This is a genomic window from Flagellimonas alvinocaridis (genome assembly GCF_965248585.1).
GTDB lineage: Bacteria > Bacteroidota > Bacteroidia > Flavobacteriales > Flavobacteriaceae > Flagellimonas > Flagellimonas alvinocaridis.
The window spans coordinates 760,837-778,645 of the sequence record NZ_OZ252111.1 but is presented as its reverse complement, the minus strand read 5'-3'; the positions used below and the strand labels follow the sequence as shown (position 1 = coordinate 778,645).

General features: G+C 43.5%; 15 protein-coding genes. 5 read left to right on the top strand and 10 right to left on the bottom strand.

Translation table 11 applies throughout. From position 1 onward, the window contains the following. Positions 1 to 22 precede the first annotated feature (22 nt). Positions 23 to 868, top strand: coding sequence for a glycosyltransferase family 2 protein (locus ACP14V_RS03455; protein WP_272609367.1), 846 nt, complete (start codon positions 23 to 25; stop codon positions 866 to 868). On the opposite strand, the gene pafA is transcribed toward ACP14V_RS03455, so the two are convergent. Beyond that, positions 860 to 2,542: an alkaline phosphatase PafA gene (pafA, locus tag ACP14V_RS03450; protein ID WP_272609366.1), complete on the bottom strand. Its 1,683-nt coding sequence runs from the start codon at positions 2,540 to 2,542 to the stop codon at positions 860 to 862. The genes ACP14V_RS03455 and pafA overlap by 9 nt on opposite strands. A gap of 116 nt (positions 2,543 to 2,658) precedes the next feature. Between pafA and ACP14V_RS03445 the strand changes: the two genes are divergently transcribed. The 3 genes from ACP14V_RS03445 to ACP14V_RS03435 all read left to right on the top strand — a co-directional run bounded on the left by ACP14V_RS03445 (position 2,659) and on the right by ACP14V_RS03435 (position 6,111). Beyond that, positions 2,659 to 3,396, top strand: coding sequence for an MlaE family ABC transporter permease (locus tag ACP14V_RS03445; RefSeq protein ID WP_136565575.1), 738 nt, complete (start codon positions 2,659 to 2,661; stop codon positions 3,394 to 3,396). Further along, positions 3,396 to 4,163 carry an ABC transporter ATP-binding protein gene (locus tag ACP14V_RS03440; RefSeq protein WP_136565574.1) on the top strand — a complete coding sequence of 256 codons (768 nt, stop codon included), beginning with the start codon at positions 3,396 to 3,398 and terminating at the stop codon, positions 4,161 to 4,163. The genes ACP14V_RS03445 and ACP14V_RS03440 overlap by 1 nt, the downstream gene beginning before the upstream one ends. Before the next feature lie 118 nt (positions 4,164 to 4,281). Beyond that, a complete protein-coding gene (locus ACP14V_RS03435; protein ID WP_272609365.1) occupies positions 4,282 to 6,111 on the top strand; it encodes a metallophosphoesterase in 1,830 nt (609 codons plus the stop codon). 3 nt (positions 6,112 to 6,114) lie between these two features. On the opposite strand, the gene ACP14V_RS03430 is transcribed toward ACP14V_RS03435, so the two are convergent. The 9 genes from ACP14V_RS03430 to porV form a co-directional block, all read right to left on the bottom strand. Continuing rightward, complete coding sequence (locus tag ACP14V_RS03430) at positions 6,115 to 7,569, bottom strand: DUF389 domain-containing protein (RefSeq protein ID WP_424987843.1); 1,455 nt, start codon at positions 7,567 to 7,569, stop codon at positions 6,115 to 6,117. Between the two features lie 3 nt (positions 7,570 to 7,572). Next, positions 7,573 to 8,652 carry a mannose-1-phosphate guanylyltransferase gene (locus tag ACP14V_RS03425; protein WP_272609363.1) on the bottom strand — a complete coding sequence of 360 codons (1,080 nt, stop codon included), beginning with the start codon at positions 8,650 to 8,652 and terminating at the stop codon, positions 7,573 to 7,575. A 169-nt stretch (positions 8,653 to 8,821) separates the two neighbouring features. Further along, positions 8,822 to 9,421 (bottom strand): SprT-like domain-containing protein, encoded by a 600-nt coding sequence (locus ACP14V_RS03420; protein ID WP_272609362.1) that lies wholly within the window; start codon positions 9,419 to 9,421, stop codon positions 8,822 to 8,824. 70 nt (positions 9,422 to 9,491) lie between these two features. Continuing rightward, positions 9,492 to 10,169 carry an SDR family NAD(P)-dependent oxidoreductase gene (locus ACP14V_RS03415; protein ID WP_272609361.1) on the bottom strand — a complete coding sequence of 226 codons (678 nt, stop codon included), beginning with the start codon at positions 10,167 to 10,169 and terminating at the stop codon, positions 9,492 to 9,494. A gap of 41 nt (positions 10,170 to 10,210) precedes the next feature. Then, complete coding sequence (locus ACP14V_RS03410) at positions 10,211 to 11,236, bottom strand: M28 family metallopeptidase (RefSeq protein ID WP_272609360.1); 1,026 nt, start codon at positions 11,234 to 11,236, stop codon at positions 10,211 to 10,213. An 81-nt stretch (positions 11,237 to 11,317) separates the two neighbouring features. Further along, on the bottom strand, positions 11,318 to 12,943 hold the full coding sequence (locus ACP14V_RS03405; protein ID WP_272609359.1) for a pyruvate dehydrogenase complex dihydrolipoamide acetyltransferase: 1,626 nt from the start codon (positions 12,941 to 12,943) through the stop codon (positions 11,318 to 11,320). A gap of 4 nt (positions 12,944 to 12,947) precedes the next feature. Further along, complete coding sequence (pdhA, locus tag ACP14V_RS03400) at positions 12,948 to 13,946, bottom strand: pyruvate dehydrogenase (acetyl-transferring) E1 component subunit alpha (protein WP_136565567.1); 999 nt, start codon at positions 13,944 to 13,946, stop codon at positions 12,948 to 12,950. Between the two features lie 81 nt (positions 13,947 to 14,027). Then, positions 14,028 to 14,519 (bottom strand): cytidine deaminase, encoded by a 492-nt coding sequence (cdd, locus tag ACP14V_RS03395; protein WP_272609358.1) that lies wholly within the window; start codon positions 14,517 to 14,519, stop codon positions 14,028 to 14,030. 83 nt (positions 14,520 to 14,602) lie between these two features. Continuing rightward, entirely contained in the window at positions 14,603 to 15,748 is a 1,146-nt protein-coding gene (porV, locus tag ACP14V_RS03390; protein ID WP_136565565.1) for a type IX secretion system outer membrane channel protein PorV, read from the bottom strand. A gap of 385 nt (positions 15,749 to 16,133) precedes the next feature. On the opposite strand from porV, the gene gldJ reads away from it, so the two are divergent. Then, positions 16,134 to 17,789, top strand: coding sequence for a gliding motility lipoprotein GldJ (gene gldJ / locus ACP14V_RS03385; protein WP_272609357.1), 1,656 nt, complete (start codon positions 16,134 to 16,136; stop codon positions 17,787 to 17,789). Positions 17,790 to 17,809 lie beyond the last annotated feature (20 nt).

The following is a 17,809-nucleotide window of genomic DNA, read 5'->3' as shown; positions in this document are numbered from 1 at the left end:
TTGTTTTTTGGAATTTTAGCAAATGCGAATCAGCATTATCATTCCTGCCCATAACGAAGCAGCTTATCTTGAAGGTTGTTTAGATTCTTTTGTGGCACAGACCCATATTCCTGATGAGGTTATCATTGTTGATGATAATTCTTCGGATAATACCCATGCCATTGCTTCCGATTATGCTAAAAAACATCCATGGATAAAAGTGGTTCAGCGAAAATCAACAGACGAACATATCCCCGGAAAAAAAGTGGTGGACACGTTCAACTTTGGACTACGACATGCTTCAGATTACAACTTGATTGGCAAGTTTGATGCAGACATCATCTTGCCCCCCACCTATTTTGAATCTATTTTAAACCAATTCCAGTCCAACTGGCAATTGGGTATGTGCTCTGGCTTACTCTACATTAAAAAAAAGAGCAAGTGGGTCTATGAGAACATTGCTGACAAATCCCACATCCGTGGCCCCATAAAACTATACCACAAGGCCTGTTTTGATAAAATTGACGGCCTCCGACCTGGTGTGGGATGGGATACTGTTGATGTGCTTTTGGCCCAATACCACGGTTTTGAAACCCAAACTATTCCTGAACTCCAAGTAAAACACCTACGCCCCACCGGACATGGGTACAGCACTAAAAATTATCAGGCCAAGGGTGAAGCCCTATACAGAATGCGCTATGGCATTGTACTAGCCAAATTAGCTGCACTTAAAATGGCTTGGCAGGCCAAAAGCCCCAAATTGTACCTTCAAACGCTGTTAGGCTACTTAAAGGCATTCTTCCAACGGCAAAAGCGCTATGTTTCCAAAGAAGAAGGCTCCTTTATCCGAAAGTATCGTTGGAACTTGATCAGAGAGAAATTACTTTAAAACCTCCCCAATCGGCTTGCCCGTGGTCCCGTTAGGGAACGCAATGCCCAAAAGGGATGCAATGGTAGGGGCTATATCCGGTATTTCGGTACGGTTTACGGTACTGCCTTGTTTAATACCCTTTCCATAGAGCAACAAAGGCGCATGGGTATCATAAATATGTGGTGAACCATGGGTAGACCCTGTTCTTCCATAGGAAGCAAAACCAGGTCTAGTTACCATAAGGACATCTCCAGAACGTTTTTGGTTATAACCGTTCTGTAAAATATAGGGAATACCTTGGGTGTAATTGCCCTGCCACATCTGGTGGCCTGTATACACTTGTTGAATACCATCATAACCCAATACTTCTTGGGCAATGATCTCTTCCGCATCGTCCAAATCAATATCTAGGTTTTCCAAAACCGTATGATCCAAAAACAATTGGTAATTGGAGATGTTTTTTACAACATCGGTGGTTCCAAATTTATACTTTAAAAACTCCATGAGCTTTTCGCGCATGCCTTCCATATCCAAATATCCGGCAGGAATCTTTTGATCTTCCAAATAGGCAGGCACATGGATTGCTGCATGGTCTGCCGTCAAGAAAACGGTATACTCACCAACTCCCACTTTTTCATCCAAGGTAGCAAACAAGCGTGCCAAATCTCGGTCCAAGCGCAGGTAGGTGTCTTGGATTTCCTTGGAATTCACACCAAAAAAATGTCCTACATAATCCGTACTGGAAAAACTGATGGCCAAGAAATCGGTAATGGCATCCGCACCCAGATTTTCACCTTCCAAGGCCGCTAGGGCAAAATCTGCTGTAATACTATTGCCAAAGGGCGTTACCCTGAGCAACCCAAACTTACCATTGTCTTCCCAAAGCTTTGGAAGATCGTGGGGAAACTTTGTATTGGTCTCTCCATCAATCTTTCCTTCGTAAACGTTATCATCGGTTCCACTCTGCACATAGGTTTCAATGGGCTTCAAAGTTTCCCATGGTTTTTTGTACGACTCAACTACATCCGAGGCATTAAAATCATTTACCCACTGGGGCAGAGCGTCCATATAGTATGAACTTGTAATCCAGTTTCCTTGTTCTCCCCCTTCAAACCAATATGCAGCATTGGCCATGTGTCCTCCTGGAAGCACCGCTCCCCTATCTTTTAAGGCTACGGCAACGACCTTGCCTCGTTGTTGTGTATGTAATCGCAATTGGTCGGTCACCGTAGTGGTAAGCATTCTGTGGGGTGACATTTGACCGGCATCCGATGAAGTACCCACCGATTGGTAGTTGTTATCCCCTGCACAATAGACCTCTTCCCCTGTTGTTTTATCGTACCAAGCATTACCAATAATACCATGGGTAGCCGGAGTAGTCCCAGTATATACCGAAGCATGTCCTGGGCCCGTACTGGTAGGTGCATAGTTAAAATGATGGTTCTTGCAATTAAATCCTTGGTTCACCAACCGCTTAAAACCTCCTTCACCATATTGGTCCCAAAATCGGGTAAGATAGTCGTACCGCATTTGGTCCACGACGATTCCCACTACCAGTTTTGGCGATTGCGCAATGGCCGTTGGCTGCACGGCAGCCATAATTTCATCATTGTTTTTCTTTTTGCGTTGACCGAAGGATATCCCACTAATGCATAGCATCAGCAGTACGAGAACAAGGTTGGTTTTTTTCATGGATTTTGTTTCAAACGGATACAAAACTATTCATTTATATTCTTTAAAATTTTAATTCAAGGTTAAAAGCTTAACAATATTCTTATTTTTATGGCCGTAAGTCTATTTTTTAGCACATGAACTACCTTGAAGCGATCGGGAAATACTTCATCATGATACGTGAAGTGTTTAAAAAGCCTACCAAGTGGTCCATCATGAGGACCCTGATCCTAAAGGAAATCGATGAACTCATCTATGGCTCCATGGGCATCATCATTTTTATTTCCTTCTTTATTGGAGGGGTGGTTACCATCCAGACTGCTTTGAACCTGAACAGTCCGTTTTTACCCAAAAGTCTTATTGGATTTGCAACACGACAATCTGTGCTTTTGGAGTTTGCCCCAACCTTCACCTCCATCATTATGGCCGGTAAAGTGGGTTCATATATCACCTCCAGTATTGGTACCATGCGAGTAACGGAGCAGATAGATGCTCTGGATGTCATGGGGGTCAATTCTTTGAACTATTTGGTGTTTCCCAAGATCATTGCCATGCTCATGTACCCCTTTGCGGTTGCCATTTCTATGTTTGTTGGCATCTTGGGTGGATGGGTCGCCGCAGTTTTCGGCGGATATGCCCCCAGTGGTGAGTTTATAAAAGGGTTGCAGCTGGATTTTGATTCGTTCCACGTTACGTATGCCTTTATAAAGACCGTTGTGTTTTCCTTTGTAATTGCCACCTTGCCCTCGTACCATGGGTTTTACATGAAGGGCGGTGCTTTGGAAGTGGGCAAAGCCAGTACAACCTCATTTGTTTGGACCAGTGTGGTCATTATTATCTTGAATTATGTTCTAACACAATTGCTCCTAGGCTGATGATCGAAGTAGACAATATCCACAAATCGTTTGGCGACAACCATGTTTTAAAAGGGATAACTACCCGTTTTGAACAAGGCAAAACCAACTTGATCATCGGGCAGAGTGGTTCAGGAAAAACAGTTTTCCTAAAATGCCTTTTAGGCCTTTTTGAACCTGAAGAAGGGAGAATCTGCTACAACGGTCGCATATACTCTGACCTCACCATGAATGAGAAACGAGACCTTCGACAGGAAATGGGCATGGTATTCCAAGGAAGTGCCCTGTTCGATTCCATGACCGTGGAAGGCAATGTCATGTTTCCTTTGGAAATGTTCACCAAACAATCCAAGGCCGAGATGCAGGAGCGTGTAGATTTTGTATTGAAAAGGGTAAACCTCATTGATGCCCACGAAAGGTACCCTTCCGAAATTTCTGGGGGGATGCAAAAAAGGGTGGCCATTGCCAGGGCCATCGTCATGAACCCCAAGTACCTGTTCTGTGACGAACCCAACTCAGGACTGGACCCTAAAACAGCCATCCTAATAGACAATCTGATCCAGGAAATCACTCAAGAATACAATATTACCACCATCATAAACACCCACGATATGAATTCCGTGATGGAAATCGGGGAAAAAATCCTTTTTTTAAAGGACGGTTACAAAGAGTGGGAAGGCACCAACAAGGAAATCTTCAAGACAGACAACAAGGCGGTCACCGACTTTGTCTACTCTTCAGAACTCTTTAAAAAAGTGCGACAAATGTATTTGGAGGAACGTAACTAGTTCTTCAGATGTCAGACATCTGGTATCGGATCTGGCTCCCACAATCTTAACCTAACCTTAATTTGTGCAGGTGGCTTTTATTGACTGAAAATTATCAACTTTCAAAAAAAAACCAACCATGCCTCGTTTTACACTCCTTTTTCTAGTCCTTTTATCAGTTTCAATTTCTGTGGCCCAAGACAAGTCTACCATTTATATTGATATTCCCACCCAGCAGAAACCCTGGAACCATATTGATTGGAACGCTTCACCGGAGCAATTTCAATTTGCCATAGTTACAGATCGTACAGGTGGACACAGGCCGGGAGTTTTCCCAACAGGGGTAAAAAAGCTCAATCTCTTACAACCCGAATTCGTGATGAGCGTTGGCGATTTGATTGAAGGATATACTAGAGATACGGTACGATTAAACCAAGAATGGAAGGAGTTTAATGGCTTTATTTCCCAATTGGAGGCTCCTTTCTTTTACGTGCCGGGCAACCACGATATCACCAACGAGGTAATGGAGAAAAAATGGAAAGAAATGTTCGGGGTATCCTACTATCATTTCGTGTATAAGGATGTTCTCTTTCTCTGCCTGAATTCAGAAGATAATATTCGTGGAGCCGGTAAAGGCACCATAGATAATGAACAGTATGAATACATAAAAAAAGTCCTTGAAGAAAATAAGGACGTAAAATGGACCCTTACCTTCTTGCACCAACCCTTGTGGGTTCAAGAAGATACCAAGAGATGGAACGATGTGGAGGAATTGCTCCAAGACAGACCCCATAACGTGTTTGCAGGGCACTACCACCGGTATTGGAAAACACAAAGAAACAACGGGAAATATATAGCCTTGGCCACAACAGGTGGGGGCAGCGCGTTGAGGGGCAAGGCTTATGGCGAATTTGACCACGTGGTCTGGGTCACTATGACCGAAGAGGGCCCTATCCTCGCCAATCTATTCTTGGATGGCATTTGGGACGAAAATGTGGTTACCGAAGAATTGGTGGACCTCGTCAGGAACCAACCCTTTCCCGTTAAAATAGAGCCTGTTTATGTTGATGACCAACATGCGAAAAATATGGTTGGAAAAGTTCGGGCCACCAACAATTCCGATACTCGGATGCGGGTACAGCTTAAAGGCATTTCCAATGATGACCTACGCTATCAATTTGAACAAACCGATATCATCGTGGAACCCAACGATGTTACCGTTTTGGATTTGACCATTCAAAATGTTGACCAAAAAACATTGGAGGATCTTTCCACCATGCAGATTGAGGTTGATATCACCTACTTGTTCGAGGAAAAGCCCAATGTGGAATTTTCATCCACTTTAAATTATCTGCCCTTTTACAAGTATCATGTTGGGAAAGCCAAAAAAGTGAAGCTGGACGGTAATTTAAAGGAGTGGTCCGAAGCGGATTGGAACTCTGTGAAGCAGATGGATGGCGCTCCTTTTGATTTTGATGGCGCATCAGATTTTGAAATGAAATTTGCCACCACCTATGACGATGACCACTTTTATGTGGCCGTTGACCTTAAGGACAATGACCTTTATATTGATGAAGAAGCCTCCCATTCGGCCCAAGATGCCATTTTGATTGGTTTGGATGCAAGACCTCTTCAAGCAAGTGCCTTTAATGGTGGTTCAGGCAGAGGAAAGGATTGGTTTGCACTACTAAGAACTTTCAAGGAAAATGACCCTATCTATCGTGAAGATTTACTCCCTGAGGGCGTCAAATCAGTGGTAAGAAAGACCGAAACAGGCGCCCAAATGGAAGTGGCCATACCTGTAGCGTATCTAAACAAAATGCATGGAGGTCCATGGTCATCCTTACGTTTAGGTGTGGGCTATTATGATTTTGATGCCGATGACGAAGGAGCCACTGCGCATTTTTGGTTTCCGGCATGGAACGGAAAAAATGATGTGCCGGGATCAGGCATGCTTTTCAAAGAGTAACTTTTAGTCTACCTCTTTAATCACAAGGGTCGAATCTTGGAGTCTCAGCTTTAACCAAGTCAATATTTTCTTGGTGTCCGCCTCCTTTTGGGAATTTGCCACTGCATTTTTCCATTGTACCTCAAACACGGGGATGGTATCCAATTTGTTGAAATCTGTCCGTATCTGATATGAGAAGCCAAGCCCTGTTATGTTTTCGTAGTTGGCTTTAGCCTCGGCACTGATTTCCCTAAAGGGAATCTGCTTTCCAACATTTCGGGTTAAACTGGCCACTTCTTCCTCCAACAATCGAATTTGCTCATCCTTGTTCAACAACTCGGCCTTGTTTTTCTCGTAGAGTTCACTTACATAATTGAACTTCTCCTGGGAATCATCCTTACCTCCTTGAATAATGTGCAACTCGGCATCCTTAAGTCTGGAATATTGGCTTTTTTGGGTCCTCCAAGTGTTCACCACATTTTCTGGAATAAGCTCGTCACCCATACAGACCAACTCTATCAAAGGTGCCTCTCCATCATTGTATTCCAATTTGGTCAAATTGTCCACATACCTTCCAGCACCATTAAATTGATACACCTCTATGGTTTCCCGCAAAAATTCTTGGGCCTGTTTGGTGAAAAGGGACTCTTGAAATACTTGATAAAATGTAAATCCTGCTGGGATCATCACCAAAATACCAGTGATGGAAGCCACTCTGGCGATAAACCTCCGTCTTTGGGAATTGGCATAGCGCACCATCGGAAACCGTAAAAATTTGATGACCAAAAAAGTGGCCAGACCAATAAATATGGTATTGATGATAAAAAGATACATGGCCCCAGCGGCGTACCAAGGTTTACCGATGGCCAGACCAAAACCTACAGTACACAAGGGTGGCATAAGTGCCGTGGCAATGGCCACCCCAAATATCACACTAGCTATGGTGCCTTTTTTGGCCCGTGCGATGACCAAGGCCAATCCACCAAAGAAGGCAATCAGCACATCTCGAATATCCGGTTTGGTACGGGCCAACAGCTCAGAAGATTCGTCCCGTAGCGGAAAAAGATAGAAGAATAGAAAGGCCGTAATCACACTCAACACCACCATTACGGTAAAGTTTTTCAACGATCTTCGCAGGGTATCAATATCATTGATGGCCAAGGACATGCCCATCCCTAAAATGGGACCCATCAAGGGAGAAATTAACATGGCTCCGATTACCACAGCTGTAGAGTTGGCATTCAACCCAATGGAGGCTATAAAAATGGAACAGATTAAAATCCATGAGGTGTGCCCCTTAAAAGGAATATCTGCAATAATGGACTCCTTGGTGGCCACAGCATCCGTATTCGTCCGAATCTCCAAAAGTTCAGACAGGAACTTCCGGACACTTCCCAATAATCCTTTAAAATCCTTTTTTACATCCTCACCACTATCATGCTGTGGGGGTGTAACACCTGCAAATTGATTTTCCTCCATAAATTACGTAAACTGATCTCCAAACTTTTCCTTGACTTGTTCCAGTACTTTTTTAATGTCCTGCTGTTTTCCCTTGGGATAAATCAACAGTACTTCTTCCTTATCCACTATGATATAATCTTCCAGTCCATCAACCACAACAATTTTCCCCTTTGGGGAACGAATCATATTTCCCCTGGCATTCTCCAAAAGGGTCTTAGCATTGACCACGGCATTATTGGCATTGTCCTTATCCAATTTATCATAGAGAGCTCCCCAAGTACCTAGGTCGTTCCAATCAAAAGTGGCCGGTAAAGTATATATGGATTTGGATTGTTCCAAGATAGCATAATCTATGGATATGTTTTCTGCCTTGGCGTAGTTTTCTTGTATAAAATCCTTCTCTAAATCGGTATTGTAAACAGAAACTCCGTCTGCAAACAACTTGTATTGGCTAGGCTGATATTCCTTAAAGGCATCCACAATGGTTTGGGCACTCCACATAAAAATACCGGCATTCCATAGAAAATTGCCTAGGTCCAAAAACTCCTTGGCCGTTTCATAATCAGGCTTCTCCCTGAATTGGGACACCTTTTTCAGTTTTTGGTCATTACCCTTTTCAAATTCGATATATCCAAAACCGGTGTTTGGAAATGTAGGTTGAATTCCCAAGGTGCAGAGTACTTTTTCTTTTTCACATTTTTCAAAACAGGCGGTAACATCTTCTTCAAAGGCTCCCTCGTCTTCAATCCAATGGTCACTGGGCGCCACGATCATCACCGCATTGGGGTTCATCTTTTGGATTTTCAAGGAAGCATAGAGAATACAAGGAGCTGTATTACGCATTGCAGGCTCTAAAACCACCTGTTCTGGTTTTACCTTTGGCAACTGTTCTAAAACTAAGTCGTTGTATCGCTCGTTGGTCAATATCAGAATATTTTCGGTAGGTATAAACCGGTTCAAGCGATCAAAGGTTTTCTGGATCAAGGTCTTTCCCGAGCCCAACATGTCGTGAAACTGTTTGGGGTTTGCTGTTGTACTTACAGGCCAAAACCGTGACCCTACACCTCCGGCCATTAAAACTGCATAATAGTTCTTGTTCATTTTAATTTATTTCGCGTTGTCATTTCGAACGTATGTGAGAAATCTAAGAAACAATCAAATCGAGATTTCTCAATCGCTTTGCTCATTTCGAAATGACGTTACTTTCTTTTATCTAAAAAAGCTCAATTTGGAGTTATTGTTTACCTCTCAACTCCGTTTAAGGTGACAATTATTCTACCAATTCGACCTCTGCGTTTGGTTGAAACAAATATAATCGGCCCGTAGCTATTTCCACGCACTCGTACCGCTTTACTTTTTTCTTTCCCTTTTTAAACAATCGGCCATTGTAGAGCCTAAAAACACTACCCAAGGGCAACTCATATACATAACTATGCTTCCGTTCCTCTATATCAAACGTCTTGAGGGCAACGGACAAACGGGCATCTGTACTACTGCTGGCCTTTGGGCTTTTAAAGTGATGGGCAATAATGGGCAACAACTGCGATGGGAACACCTCTGGTCTAATAAATGGAATCATTAAATGCTGAAAGGTACGTTTCCACTCCATGCCATGGGGTTTTATTCGGCGACCGTACGTTTCAAAGGCGACCAAATGCGCTATCTCGTGGACGAGCGTAATCAGAAACCGGTATTTATTGAGCGAGGCATTCACCGTAATTTGATGAAGCCCATTGGGCATTCTACGATAATCCCCATGGCGGGTAACCCTATGGTTTACAATCTTAAGGTGCACCCCATAGGTTTTGATCAACTCAAAACAAGGAGTCACAGCTCGTTCTGGAAGGTATTTTTGAAGGGTGGTTTCCACTGAGACAAATTTACAGGTTTGCCAGAGACCTCAGATATCTCAAAAGACAATTCTAAAAGAATCCTTCCCATTAAGGTGTGCTATTGCTTACCTGCAACAACTTTCCGTTGTACATTTTTTGTCCGTTGAGGGAAAAATCCTTGATGTACAAAGCCATTTCCAATGCAGTAACTGGGGCTTGGTAGCCCGGGAAGGCTTCTTCCAGCATCTCGGTCTGAACGGCACCCAAGGCCAGCACATTAAAGCTTGGCCCGGTTTCTTTAAACTCTTCGGCCCAAAGCTCGGTCAGGGTAATGACCGCCCCCTTACTGGAGCTATAGGCCGACAATCCGGGAAATTTCACACTGCCCTGCACCCCACCCATAGAACTCACCGTGACCACATGACCCGTTTTACCCATCTTGGGGAGTACTTTTTTGGTCATCTCGGCTACACCGAACACATTTACTTTGTAAACGGATTCAAATTCGTCTGAAGTGATTTCCAAAAAAGATTTATTCAACAGACGTCCGGCATTGTTGATAAGAACGTCCACGGATTCCCACTGTTTTAGGAACTCATCCACTTTATCAAAATCCGATGGGTTTCCCAAATCAAAGGAAAAGGCATGGACATTGGAAAGTTTTAAATCGGTTATGGGTTGGGCATTTCTGGACAGTGCCAATACCTGATGCCCTTCTTGGGCAAACAATTTGACCAATTCAAAACCAATTCCCCTACTTGTTCCTGTAATGATAATGTTTGCCATAAGCAAGACCTCTCGACTGCGCTCGAGGTGACCGTTTTAAATTACTTGGTTACTTGTATTTCTTGTGTTGGTGCGTTGGCAATTCCCTCCAGAAAGGGAATGGACTTGTTCACCAAGGTGGCCATGTGTTCAAAATCCATGATATCCACTTCATCCCCTACTTTATGATAATGGCCAAAGTTGGTAAAATCAAACGTGCAAAATGTATGGGAAGGCACTCCAAACTCTTTGTGGAATGGATAATTATCTGATCGCTGAAAGAGATTGTATTCCTTGGCCGTCGGCAAAAATCCCACTAGATTCTCCTTAGCGTAGGTATTGCACACCTCGGCAAGATTAGAGTTGTCATAACCCGTGATATACATGAAATAATCCTTCCCCACCAAAGGCACCCCGGTCATTTCAAAATTGAGCATGGCATACAGGTTCAGATTCTGCTCCTTCAATTTCTTGGCCAGATGCTCAGACCCCAATAATCCTTTTTCCTCTGCACTGAAGAGTGCGAAAATCAGACTTCGTTTGTTGCTTTTCTTAGTGCCGAAATATCGCGCCAATTCCATTACGGAAGTTGTTCCCGAAGCATTATCATTAGCTCCATTGGCAATATAATCTCCATTCTCTGGGGCTATGGTCCCGATATGATCGTAATGGGCACCAATCAGAATATACTCTCCTTTCAAATTTGGGTCGTTGCCTTCCACAATCCCCACAATATTATACGAAGGATCCTTAAAATTGGTAAGGGTATCTCGGTACGATTCAAAATAAGGTGCCACTCCATTGGATTTGAAGTAATCTTCAATATATTTTGCAGCCATTTCAATGCCTTCGCTTCCAGAATCACGTCCTTTCAACTCGTCCGAGGCCAGATAGTTCATAATCGACCCAATCCTATCGGCATTGGAAAAGGTATCTGAACCTTTTTTGGACGAAGCAGTCATCGGTTCCGTAGATGCCGCCGCACTTGTTCTTGAAGCAGAAGAAACCAAAGTGGTGGTTTCCTGTACTCGGGTTGAACCACAACTCAATACGAATAGAGATAAAAGAGTGTATAAAATGGATTTCATTGTTTTCGTTTTTTGAATTTTCTAAAGATAAAAAAAGCATCCTTAAAAGGATGCTTCTTATATAGGTGTGATTTTAATACACTATGCCAACATGGTCACAGGGTTTTCCAGATAAGCCCTAAGCGTCTGTAAGAACTGTGCCCCTGTGGCTCCGTCCACGGTTCTGTGATCGCAAGCCAAAGTAATTTTCATAGTACTACCTGCCACAATGGCTCCATTCTTTACCACTGGCTTATCCACAATAGCCCCTACGGATAGAATGGCCGAATTGGGCTGATTGATAATGGAGGTAAATTCCAATATCCCGAACATTCCCAAGTTGGAGACGGTGAACGTGCTTCCTTCCATTTCATCTGGTTTGATTTTTTTGTTTCGAGCCCTACCAGCCAAATCCTTTACTGCAGTCCCAAGTTGGGTCAATGAAAGTTGGTCGGCAAACTTGATAACAGGCACTACAAGACCCTCATCAACAGCTACGGCCACTCCCATATGCACATGCTGTTTGTAGATTGTAGTATCACCATTCCATGAGGTATTCACCTGAGGATGTTTTTTTAACGCCATGGCACAAGCTTTCAATACCATATCGTTGAACGACACCTTGGTATCTGGCAACTCATTGATTTGAGCACGTGAAGCCTTGGCATTATCCATATCCACTTCAATGGTAAGATAATAGTGTGGTGCAGAGAATTTAGATTCTCCCAAACGCTTGGCAATAACCTTACGCATGGTTGAATTCTTCACTTCCTCCATACTTTCCTCTCCAACAGGCAAGCTTACAGGTACTACTGGCGCAGATGCCTCCGCTACTTTTTCAACGGCAGCAGGTGCGGCTGTTTTTGAAGGCTGATAGTTCTCTACATCTTTCTTGACAATTCTTCCATGATCACCAGAGCCTTTTACGTTGGCTAGGTCAATCCCTTTATCCCCTGCTATTTTCTTGGCCAAGGGAGATGCAAAAATGCGTTGTCCGTTTGGTGTGGCAACCACTTCTTCTTTTACAGCTTCATCAGCTTTTGCTTCTTGCGGAGCTTCTACTTTTGGAGCACTGGCAGTGGCACCTCCACTGGATTGTGCGCTCAATACCGCATTCACATCGGTTCCTTCTGGGCCAATGATGGCCAAAAGTGAATCCACTGGAGCTCCTTCCCCTTCCTGGATACCAATATGTAATAAGGTTCCTGAGTAAAAAGACTCAAACTCCATGGTAGCCTTGTCGGTTTCAATCTCTGCCAAGATATCGCCTTCTTCAATGGCATCTCCTACCTTTTTCAACCAACTCGCCACAGTACCTTCCTCCATGGTGTCGCTCAATCTAGGCATAGTAATGATTTCAACACCTTCTGGTATGGCAGCAGGCTCACTTGCCGTTTGGGCAGGTGCGGAGGCCTCGGTTTGGGCTTCAGGAGCTGCTTTTTCTTCTTGTGGAGCGGCACCTCCATTGAGCAGGGCAGAAATGTCCTCACCTTCTTCCCCAATAATGGCCAAAAGTGAATCAACCGGCGCACCATCTCCTTCTTCAATCCCAATGTGGAGCAGGGTCCCTTCATGAAAGGATTCAAACTCCATGGTGGCCTTATCAGTTTCTATTTCGGCCAAAATATCGCCTTCTTCCACTTTGTCCCCTACTTTCTTGAGCCACTTTGCCACAGTACCTTCCTCCATGGTGTCGCTCAATCTGGGCATGTTGATTACTTCTGCCATCTACTTATAATTTATGTTGTAAAAATGGATAGTCTTCTTGTTCGTAAACTGTATCGTACAATTGTTCTTTTGGTGGAAAATCTGATTCTTCCGCAAATTTCTCACATTCCGAAACCAAGTCTTTCACTCTTTTATCGATTGCCTTGATCTCATCTGCAGTGGCATATCCTTTTTCAAGAATAATATCCTTTACTTGTGTGATCGGATCAATCTTTTTGTATTCTTCCACCTCTTCCTTGGTTCTATAGTGCTGCGCATCCGACATGGAATGTCCACGATAGCGATACGTTTTCATTTCCAAGAATGTAGGGCCTCCTCCTGTTCTAGCACGTTCCACCGCTTTGTCCACTTCCTTGGCCACAATAGCTGGATCCATACCGTCCACGGGACCACAAGGCATCTCATACCCCAATCCCAGTTTCCAGATTTCAGTTGAGTACGAGGTTCTAGCTACAGAAGTTCCCATGGCATAGCCATTGTTTTCACAGATGAAAACTACAGGCAATTGCCATAGCATGGCTAAGTTGAACGCTTCGTGCAAGGAACCTTGGCGCACGGCTCCATCGCCCATATAACACAAGGTAACCGAATCTCTTTTGAAATATTTATCGCCAAAGGCAAGTCCAGCTCCCAATGGAATCTGACCCCCTACAATTCCGTGCCCACCATAGAATCGGTGCTCTTTGGAGAATATGTGCATAGATCCACCCATACCTTTGGAGGTTCCGGTAACTTTTCCATACAATTCTGCCATAACACGTCTTGGGTCAACTCCCATACCTATAGGCTGAACGTGGTTACGATACGCTGTGATCATTCTGTCCTTGGTAAGGTCCATGGCGTGCAAAGATCCCGCCAAAACAGCTTCTTGACCATTGTACAGGTGGAGAAAACCTCTAACCTTTTGTTGTATATAAACTGCGGCCAATTTGTCCTCGAATTTTCTCCAGAACAACATGTCCTCATACCATTTCAAGTAAACTTCTTTGGTGATTTTTTTCATCAACGATACAATTATGTGAAATTCCCCTGTGCTGGGGAGGAGCAAAAATACATATATATCTGCTTTGGAAAAAGTATTGGTTTAAGAATCGCTCAAAAATGCACTGTTGAAGGCCAACGGCAATATATCGGCCATGGATGCACATTTATAAACTGGACCCTTTTCCGCTTTTAACAAAAGAACGATAGGTGCATTCTGCTTTTGTTCATATTCCATGATGGATTGCCTGCAATTTCCACAAGGAGCAGCCGGCATTTGGAGCACATGGTCTTGCGATGCAGCACTGATGGCCACTGCCTTAATAGGCACTCCGGGATATTTGGCACCCGCTTGAAACACGGCCACCCGCTCGGCGCATAGGCCTGAAGGGTAAGATGCATTCTCCTGATTGTTTCCTATGACCACCTCTCCATTTTCCAGCAAAACTGCTGCACCTACCTTAAATCTTGAATATGGAGCATATGCATTCTCGCGCGCCTGCTCAGCTGTGTGCAACAATTTTTGCTCGTTTTGTGACAATTCATTTGCATCCTCAAAAATCAAGAGTTCAAAACCAATCTGTTTTCTTTCCATTGTGATGTAATCCGTGTTTTCCAAAAATAAGAAAACCTGTCGATGGACAGGTTTTTCTTATATATTGATATGCGATTTGATCATCAATCGTTATAAAACTCTTCCCCAAAATTAAAGGTAAGTGAAAAACGCAAGGTGTTTTCGAGAGGGTTCTTGACCTGCGAATTTGAAAACAGATAGGACAAGTCTATTTGTGCGGTCTTAAACTTAAATCCTGCACCCAAGGTAAAGAACTTCCTTGAACCTTTTTCCTCGCTCTCATTAAAATACCCTCCTCGCAGCATAAAGGTTTCCCTGAACTTATATTCTGCTCCTAAAGACCATGTAATCTCCTTAAGCTCTTCACTAAAACCATCCGGTGCGTCTCCAAAGGACTCAAAAATACCGCTAAAGAAACTGATGTTGTGGTATTCGTCATTATCTTCCGAAGTAATTACACCATCTCCATTAAAATCCCTAGGAGTGGGCACCAATAGCTTGTTAAATTCGGTGCTGACCGCCAATACATTATCTTGATCGAATATGAAATCGAATCCTCCACCAAACTTCAGGTTGGTAGGTAAAAAGTTTTCTTGTCCCCCTTCATCATATTGCAAGGAACCACCAATATTGGAAATGTTGAAACCAGCCCTCCAGCGTCCATCAAAGCTGTTGTAAAAAACCTCTCTTGAACGATAAAAACCAGCTATGTCAACGGCAAAAGCATTGGCTGCCTTAGAGTCTTGTGTACCATCTTGAAACCTAAGATTTGAGCTAATAAAACGCCCTCCCACTGCCATGGAAAAAGTCTGGCTCAGTTTAAGGGAATATGATCCATCTATGGCAAACTCATTGGGTTTTACCAAGGTTGGGTCTTCATCAATGGTTTGTCTGAGCTCAATCTCACCCAGACCAAAATACCTCAACCCAACAGCAAACGCACTTCTATCATTGATTTTATTGTAGAAATTGGCATTCAATAACGAAACATCATTGACGATGCTCTCCAGGTAAGGGGTATAACTGACTCCAACACCAATCTTTTGTGTGGCAAATGCATACTTGGCAGGGTTCCATTGTTGTGAATAAGCGTCAACGGATGTGGCCACTCCCATATCTCCCATACCCGATGCCCTTGCATCCGCGGCAATGGTTAAAAATGGAACTGCTGTTGTGATAACCCTTTCTTGTTGTGCTCTCAATCGGGGGGCCATAGCAAGTAACACTACCACCAATAGTAACTTTTTCATTCTTATTTTTTAGTGTTTAGAAGAGATTCGAGATTTCTAACAATTAAACATATTACATGTAAACGGTTTTTTGTACAAATTCGTGTAATCATACATGCTTTTTTTGCCTAAATGTTTCGAGCAAAAGTATACATTTAATGATTATTTGTCTTCAACAGATCGTTCAAAACCGTTAAAACTCGGGTAACCCATACTATTTTTGTGCTATCTGCGTTACAAAAGTGTAGCAAAGATGTGCAACCATTTTGCCACAATTATTTTATGAATGCAAAATATTCTGGACAAAACACCGTTTTAAGCCATTGTAAGGATTAAAATAAATCAAAACAAGTTGAAGTAGCTTAGGGCAAAATGCCCAAAGTCTTAAAGTACTCAAGCCCAAATTATGAAAAAACACTTTATCAAAGTTGTACTTTCTTCCGTTATTGTGATGGCAAGTTTTTCAAGTTGTAAAAACTCTTCATCCTCTTCTAAGAACGTCTCCAGAGCCACGGGATGGAAAATAAATGCCAAGGAAGGAGGTTTTCAATACAATTCGGATTTCAAAGAGCAGGAAACTCCTCCGGGAACCGTTTTTGTGGAAGGTGGAACCTTTACAAAAGGAAAGGTACAGGACGACATCATGCACGATTGGAACAACACGCCCACACAACAGCACGTACAATCGTTCTACATGGATGAAACCGAGGTGACCAACGTAATGTACTTGGAGTACTTGGATTACCTTAAAGCGGTATACCCGCCGGACAATCCCAACTACGCCAATATCTATAAAGGGGCATTGCCCGATACCTTGGTCTGGAGAAACCGATTGGGCTTTAATGAGACCATGACCAACAACTACCTAAGACACCCGGCTTATGCGGAATATCCCGTAGTTGGTGTGAACTGGGTACAAGCTTCCCAATATGCCGAGTGGAGAACCGACAGGGTCAACGAGGTAATGTTGGAAAGAGAAGGCTTTTTGGCAGATGATGCCAAATACAAGGTATTGAATGGCGAAATAGGTGGTACGTTCAGCACAGAGGCTTACTTGAACAATCCTGAATCCGTGTATGGTGGTCAAATAGACTCCTTGCAAGGAAAACAAAAGAAGGATTCCATCAACGCTTTTGCCAAAAGAAGTAGCGGGGTGATCATGCCCGAGTACAGACTTCCCACCGAAACAGAATGGGAATATGCCGCGCAGGCCCTTGTTGGAACCAGAGAGTACAATAACTACAGAGGTAGAAAAAAATATCCTTGGGAAGGGGACTACACCCGAAACGGTCAGCGCGTAGGTCGTGGAGACCAGTTGGCCAACTTTAAGCAAGGTAAAGGGGATTACGGCGGTATTGCCGGATGGTCCGACGACGGTGCCGATATCACCGCCCAAGTAAAATCATACAAACCCAACGATTTTGGTCTATACGACATGGCCGGTAACGTAAGCGAGTGGGTTGCCGATGTATACCGTCCCATTGTGGATGACGAGATCAGCGACTTTAACTACTACCGTGGAAACGTCTTCATGAAAAAGGCCATTGGCGAGGATGGAAAAGTAGAGATCCTTGAGGACCAAATCGTATATGACACCTTACCTAATGGTAAAATCGTGGCCGTAAACCTTCCCGGAGAGATCAAGGAAGTACCGGTTGGCGAGGAAGAGACCTACCTAAGGACCAACTTTGACCATAGTGACAACCGTGGTTATCGTGATGGTGACCCAGGTTCTTCACGATTCTTCCAAAGGTTCAGTGATGAATCCGAAAACAGAAAAATGTACGATTCACCAAAGCATAAGGTAGAGCGTGATTCCACCGGAAACCTTATCCGTCAGTACGACACCTCCAACTACAGGACTTCATTGATCAATGATGAGGTACGGGTATACAAAGGAGGTTCGTGGAGAGACCGCGCTTTCTGGTTGGATCCCGCACAACGAAGATATTTGCCTCAATATATGGCCACGGACGACATCGGGTTCAGATGTGCCATGTCTAGGGTTGGATCTAAATCCAAGACCAAAAACAAGAGTGTGAGGCACAAGAAAGCAAAATAATAATAGCTAGAGTATTTTTA

Coding starts and splice junctions, on each gene's coding strand:
- ACP14V_RS03455 (WP_272609367.1), top strand. CDS start 23: ATGCGAATCAGCATTATCATTCCTGCCCATAACGAAGCAGCTTATCTT.
- pafA (WP_272609366.1), bottom strand. CDS start 2,542: ATGAAAAAAACCAACCTTGTTCTCGTACTGCTGATGCTATGCATTAGT.
- ACP14V_RS03445 (WP_136565575.1), top strand. CDS start 2,659: ATGAACTACCTTGAAGCGATCGGGAAATACTTCATCATGATACGTGAA.
- ACP14V_RS03440 (WP_136565574.1), top strand. CDS start 3,396: ATGATCGAAGTAGACAATATCCACAAATCGTTTGGCGACAACCATGTT.
- ACP14V_RS03435 (WP_272609365.1), top strand. CDS start 4,282: ATGCCTCGTTTTACACTCCTTTTTCTAGTCCTTTTATCAGTTTCAATT.
- ACP14V_RS03430 (WP_424987843.1), bottom strand. CDS start 7,569: ATGGAGGAAAATCAATTTGCAGGTGTTACACCCCCACAGCATGATAGT.
- ACP14V_RS03425 (WP_272609363.1), bottom strand. CDS start 8,652: ATGAACAAGAACTATTATGCAGTTTTAATGGCCGGAGGTGTAGGGTCA.
- ACP14V_RS03415 (WP_272609361.1), bottom strand. CDS start 10,169: ATGGCAAACATTATCATTACAGGAACAAGTAGGGGAATTGGTTTTGAA.
- ACP14V_RS03410 (WP_272609360.1), bottom strand. CDS start 11,236: ATGAAATCCATTTTATACACTCTTTTATCTCTATTCGTATTGAGTTGT.
- ACP14V_RS03405 (WP_272609359.1), bottom strand. CDS start 12,943: ATGGCAGAAGTAATCAACATGCCCAGATTGAGCGACACCATGGAGGAA.
- pdhA (WP_136565567.1), bottom strand. CDS start 13,946: ATGAAAAAAATCACCAAAGAAGTTTACTTGAAATGGTATGAGGACATG.
- cdd (WP_272609358.1), bottom strand. CDS start 14,519: ATGGAAAGAAAACAGATTGGTTTTGAACTCTTGATTTTTGAGGATGCA.
- porV (WP_136565565.1), bottom strand. CDS start 15,748: ATGAAAAAGTTACTATTGGTGGTAGTGTTACTTGCTATGGCCCCCCGA.
- gldJ (WP_272609357.1), top strand. CDS start 16,134: ATGAAAAAACACTTTATCAAAGTTGTACTTTCTTCCGTTATTGTGATG.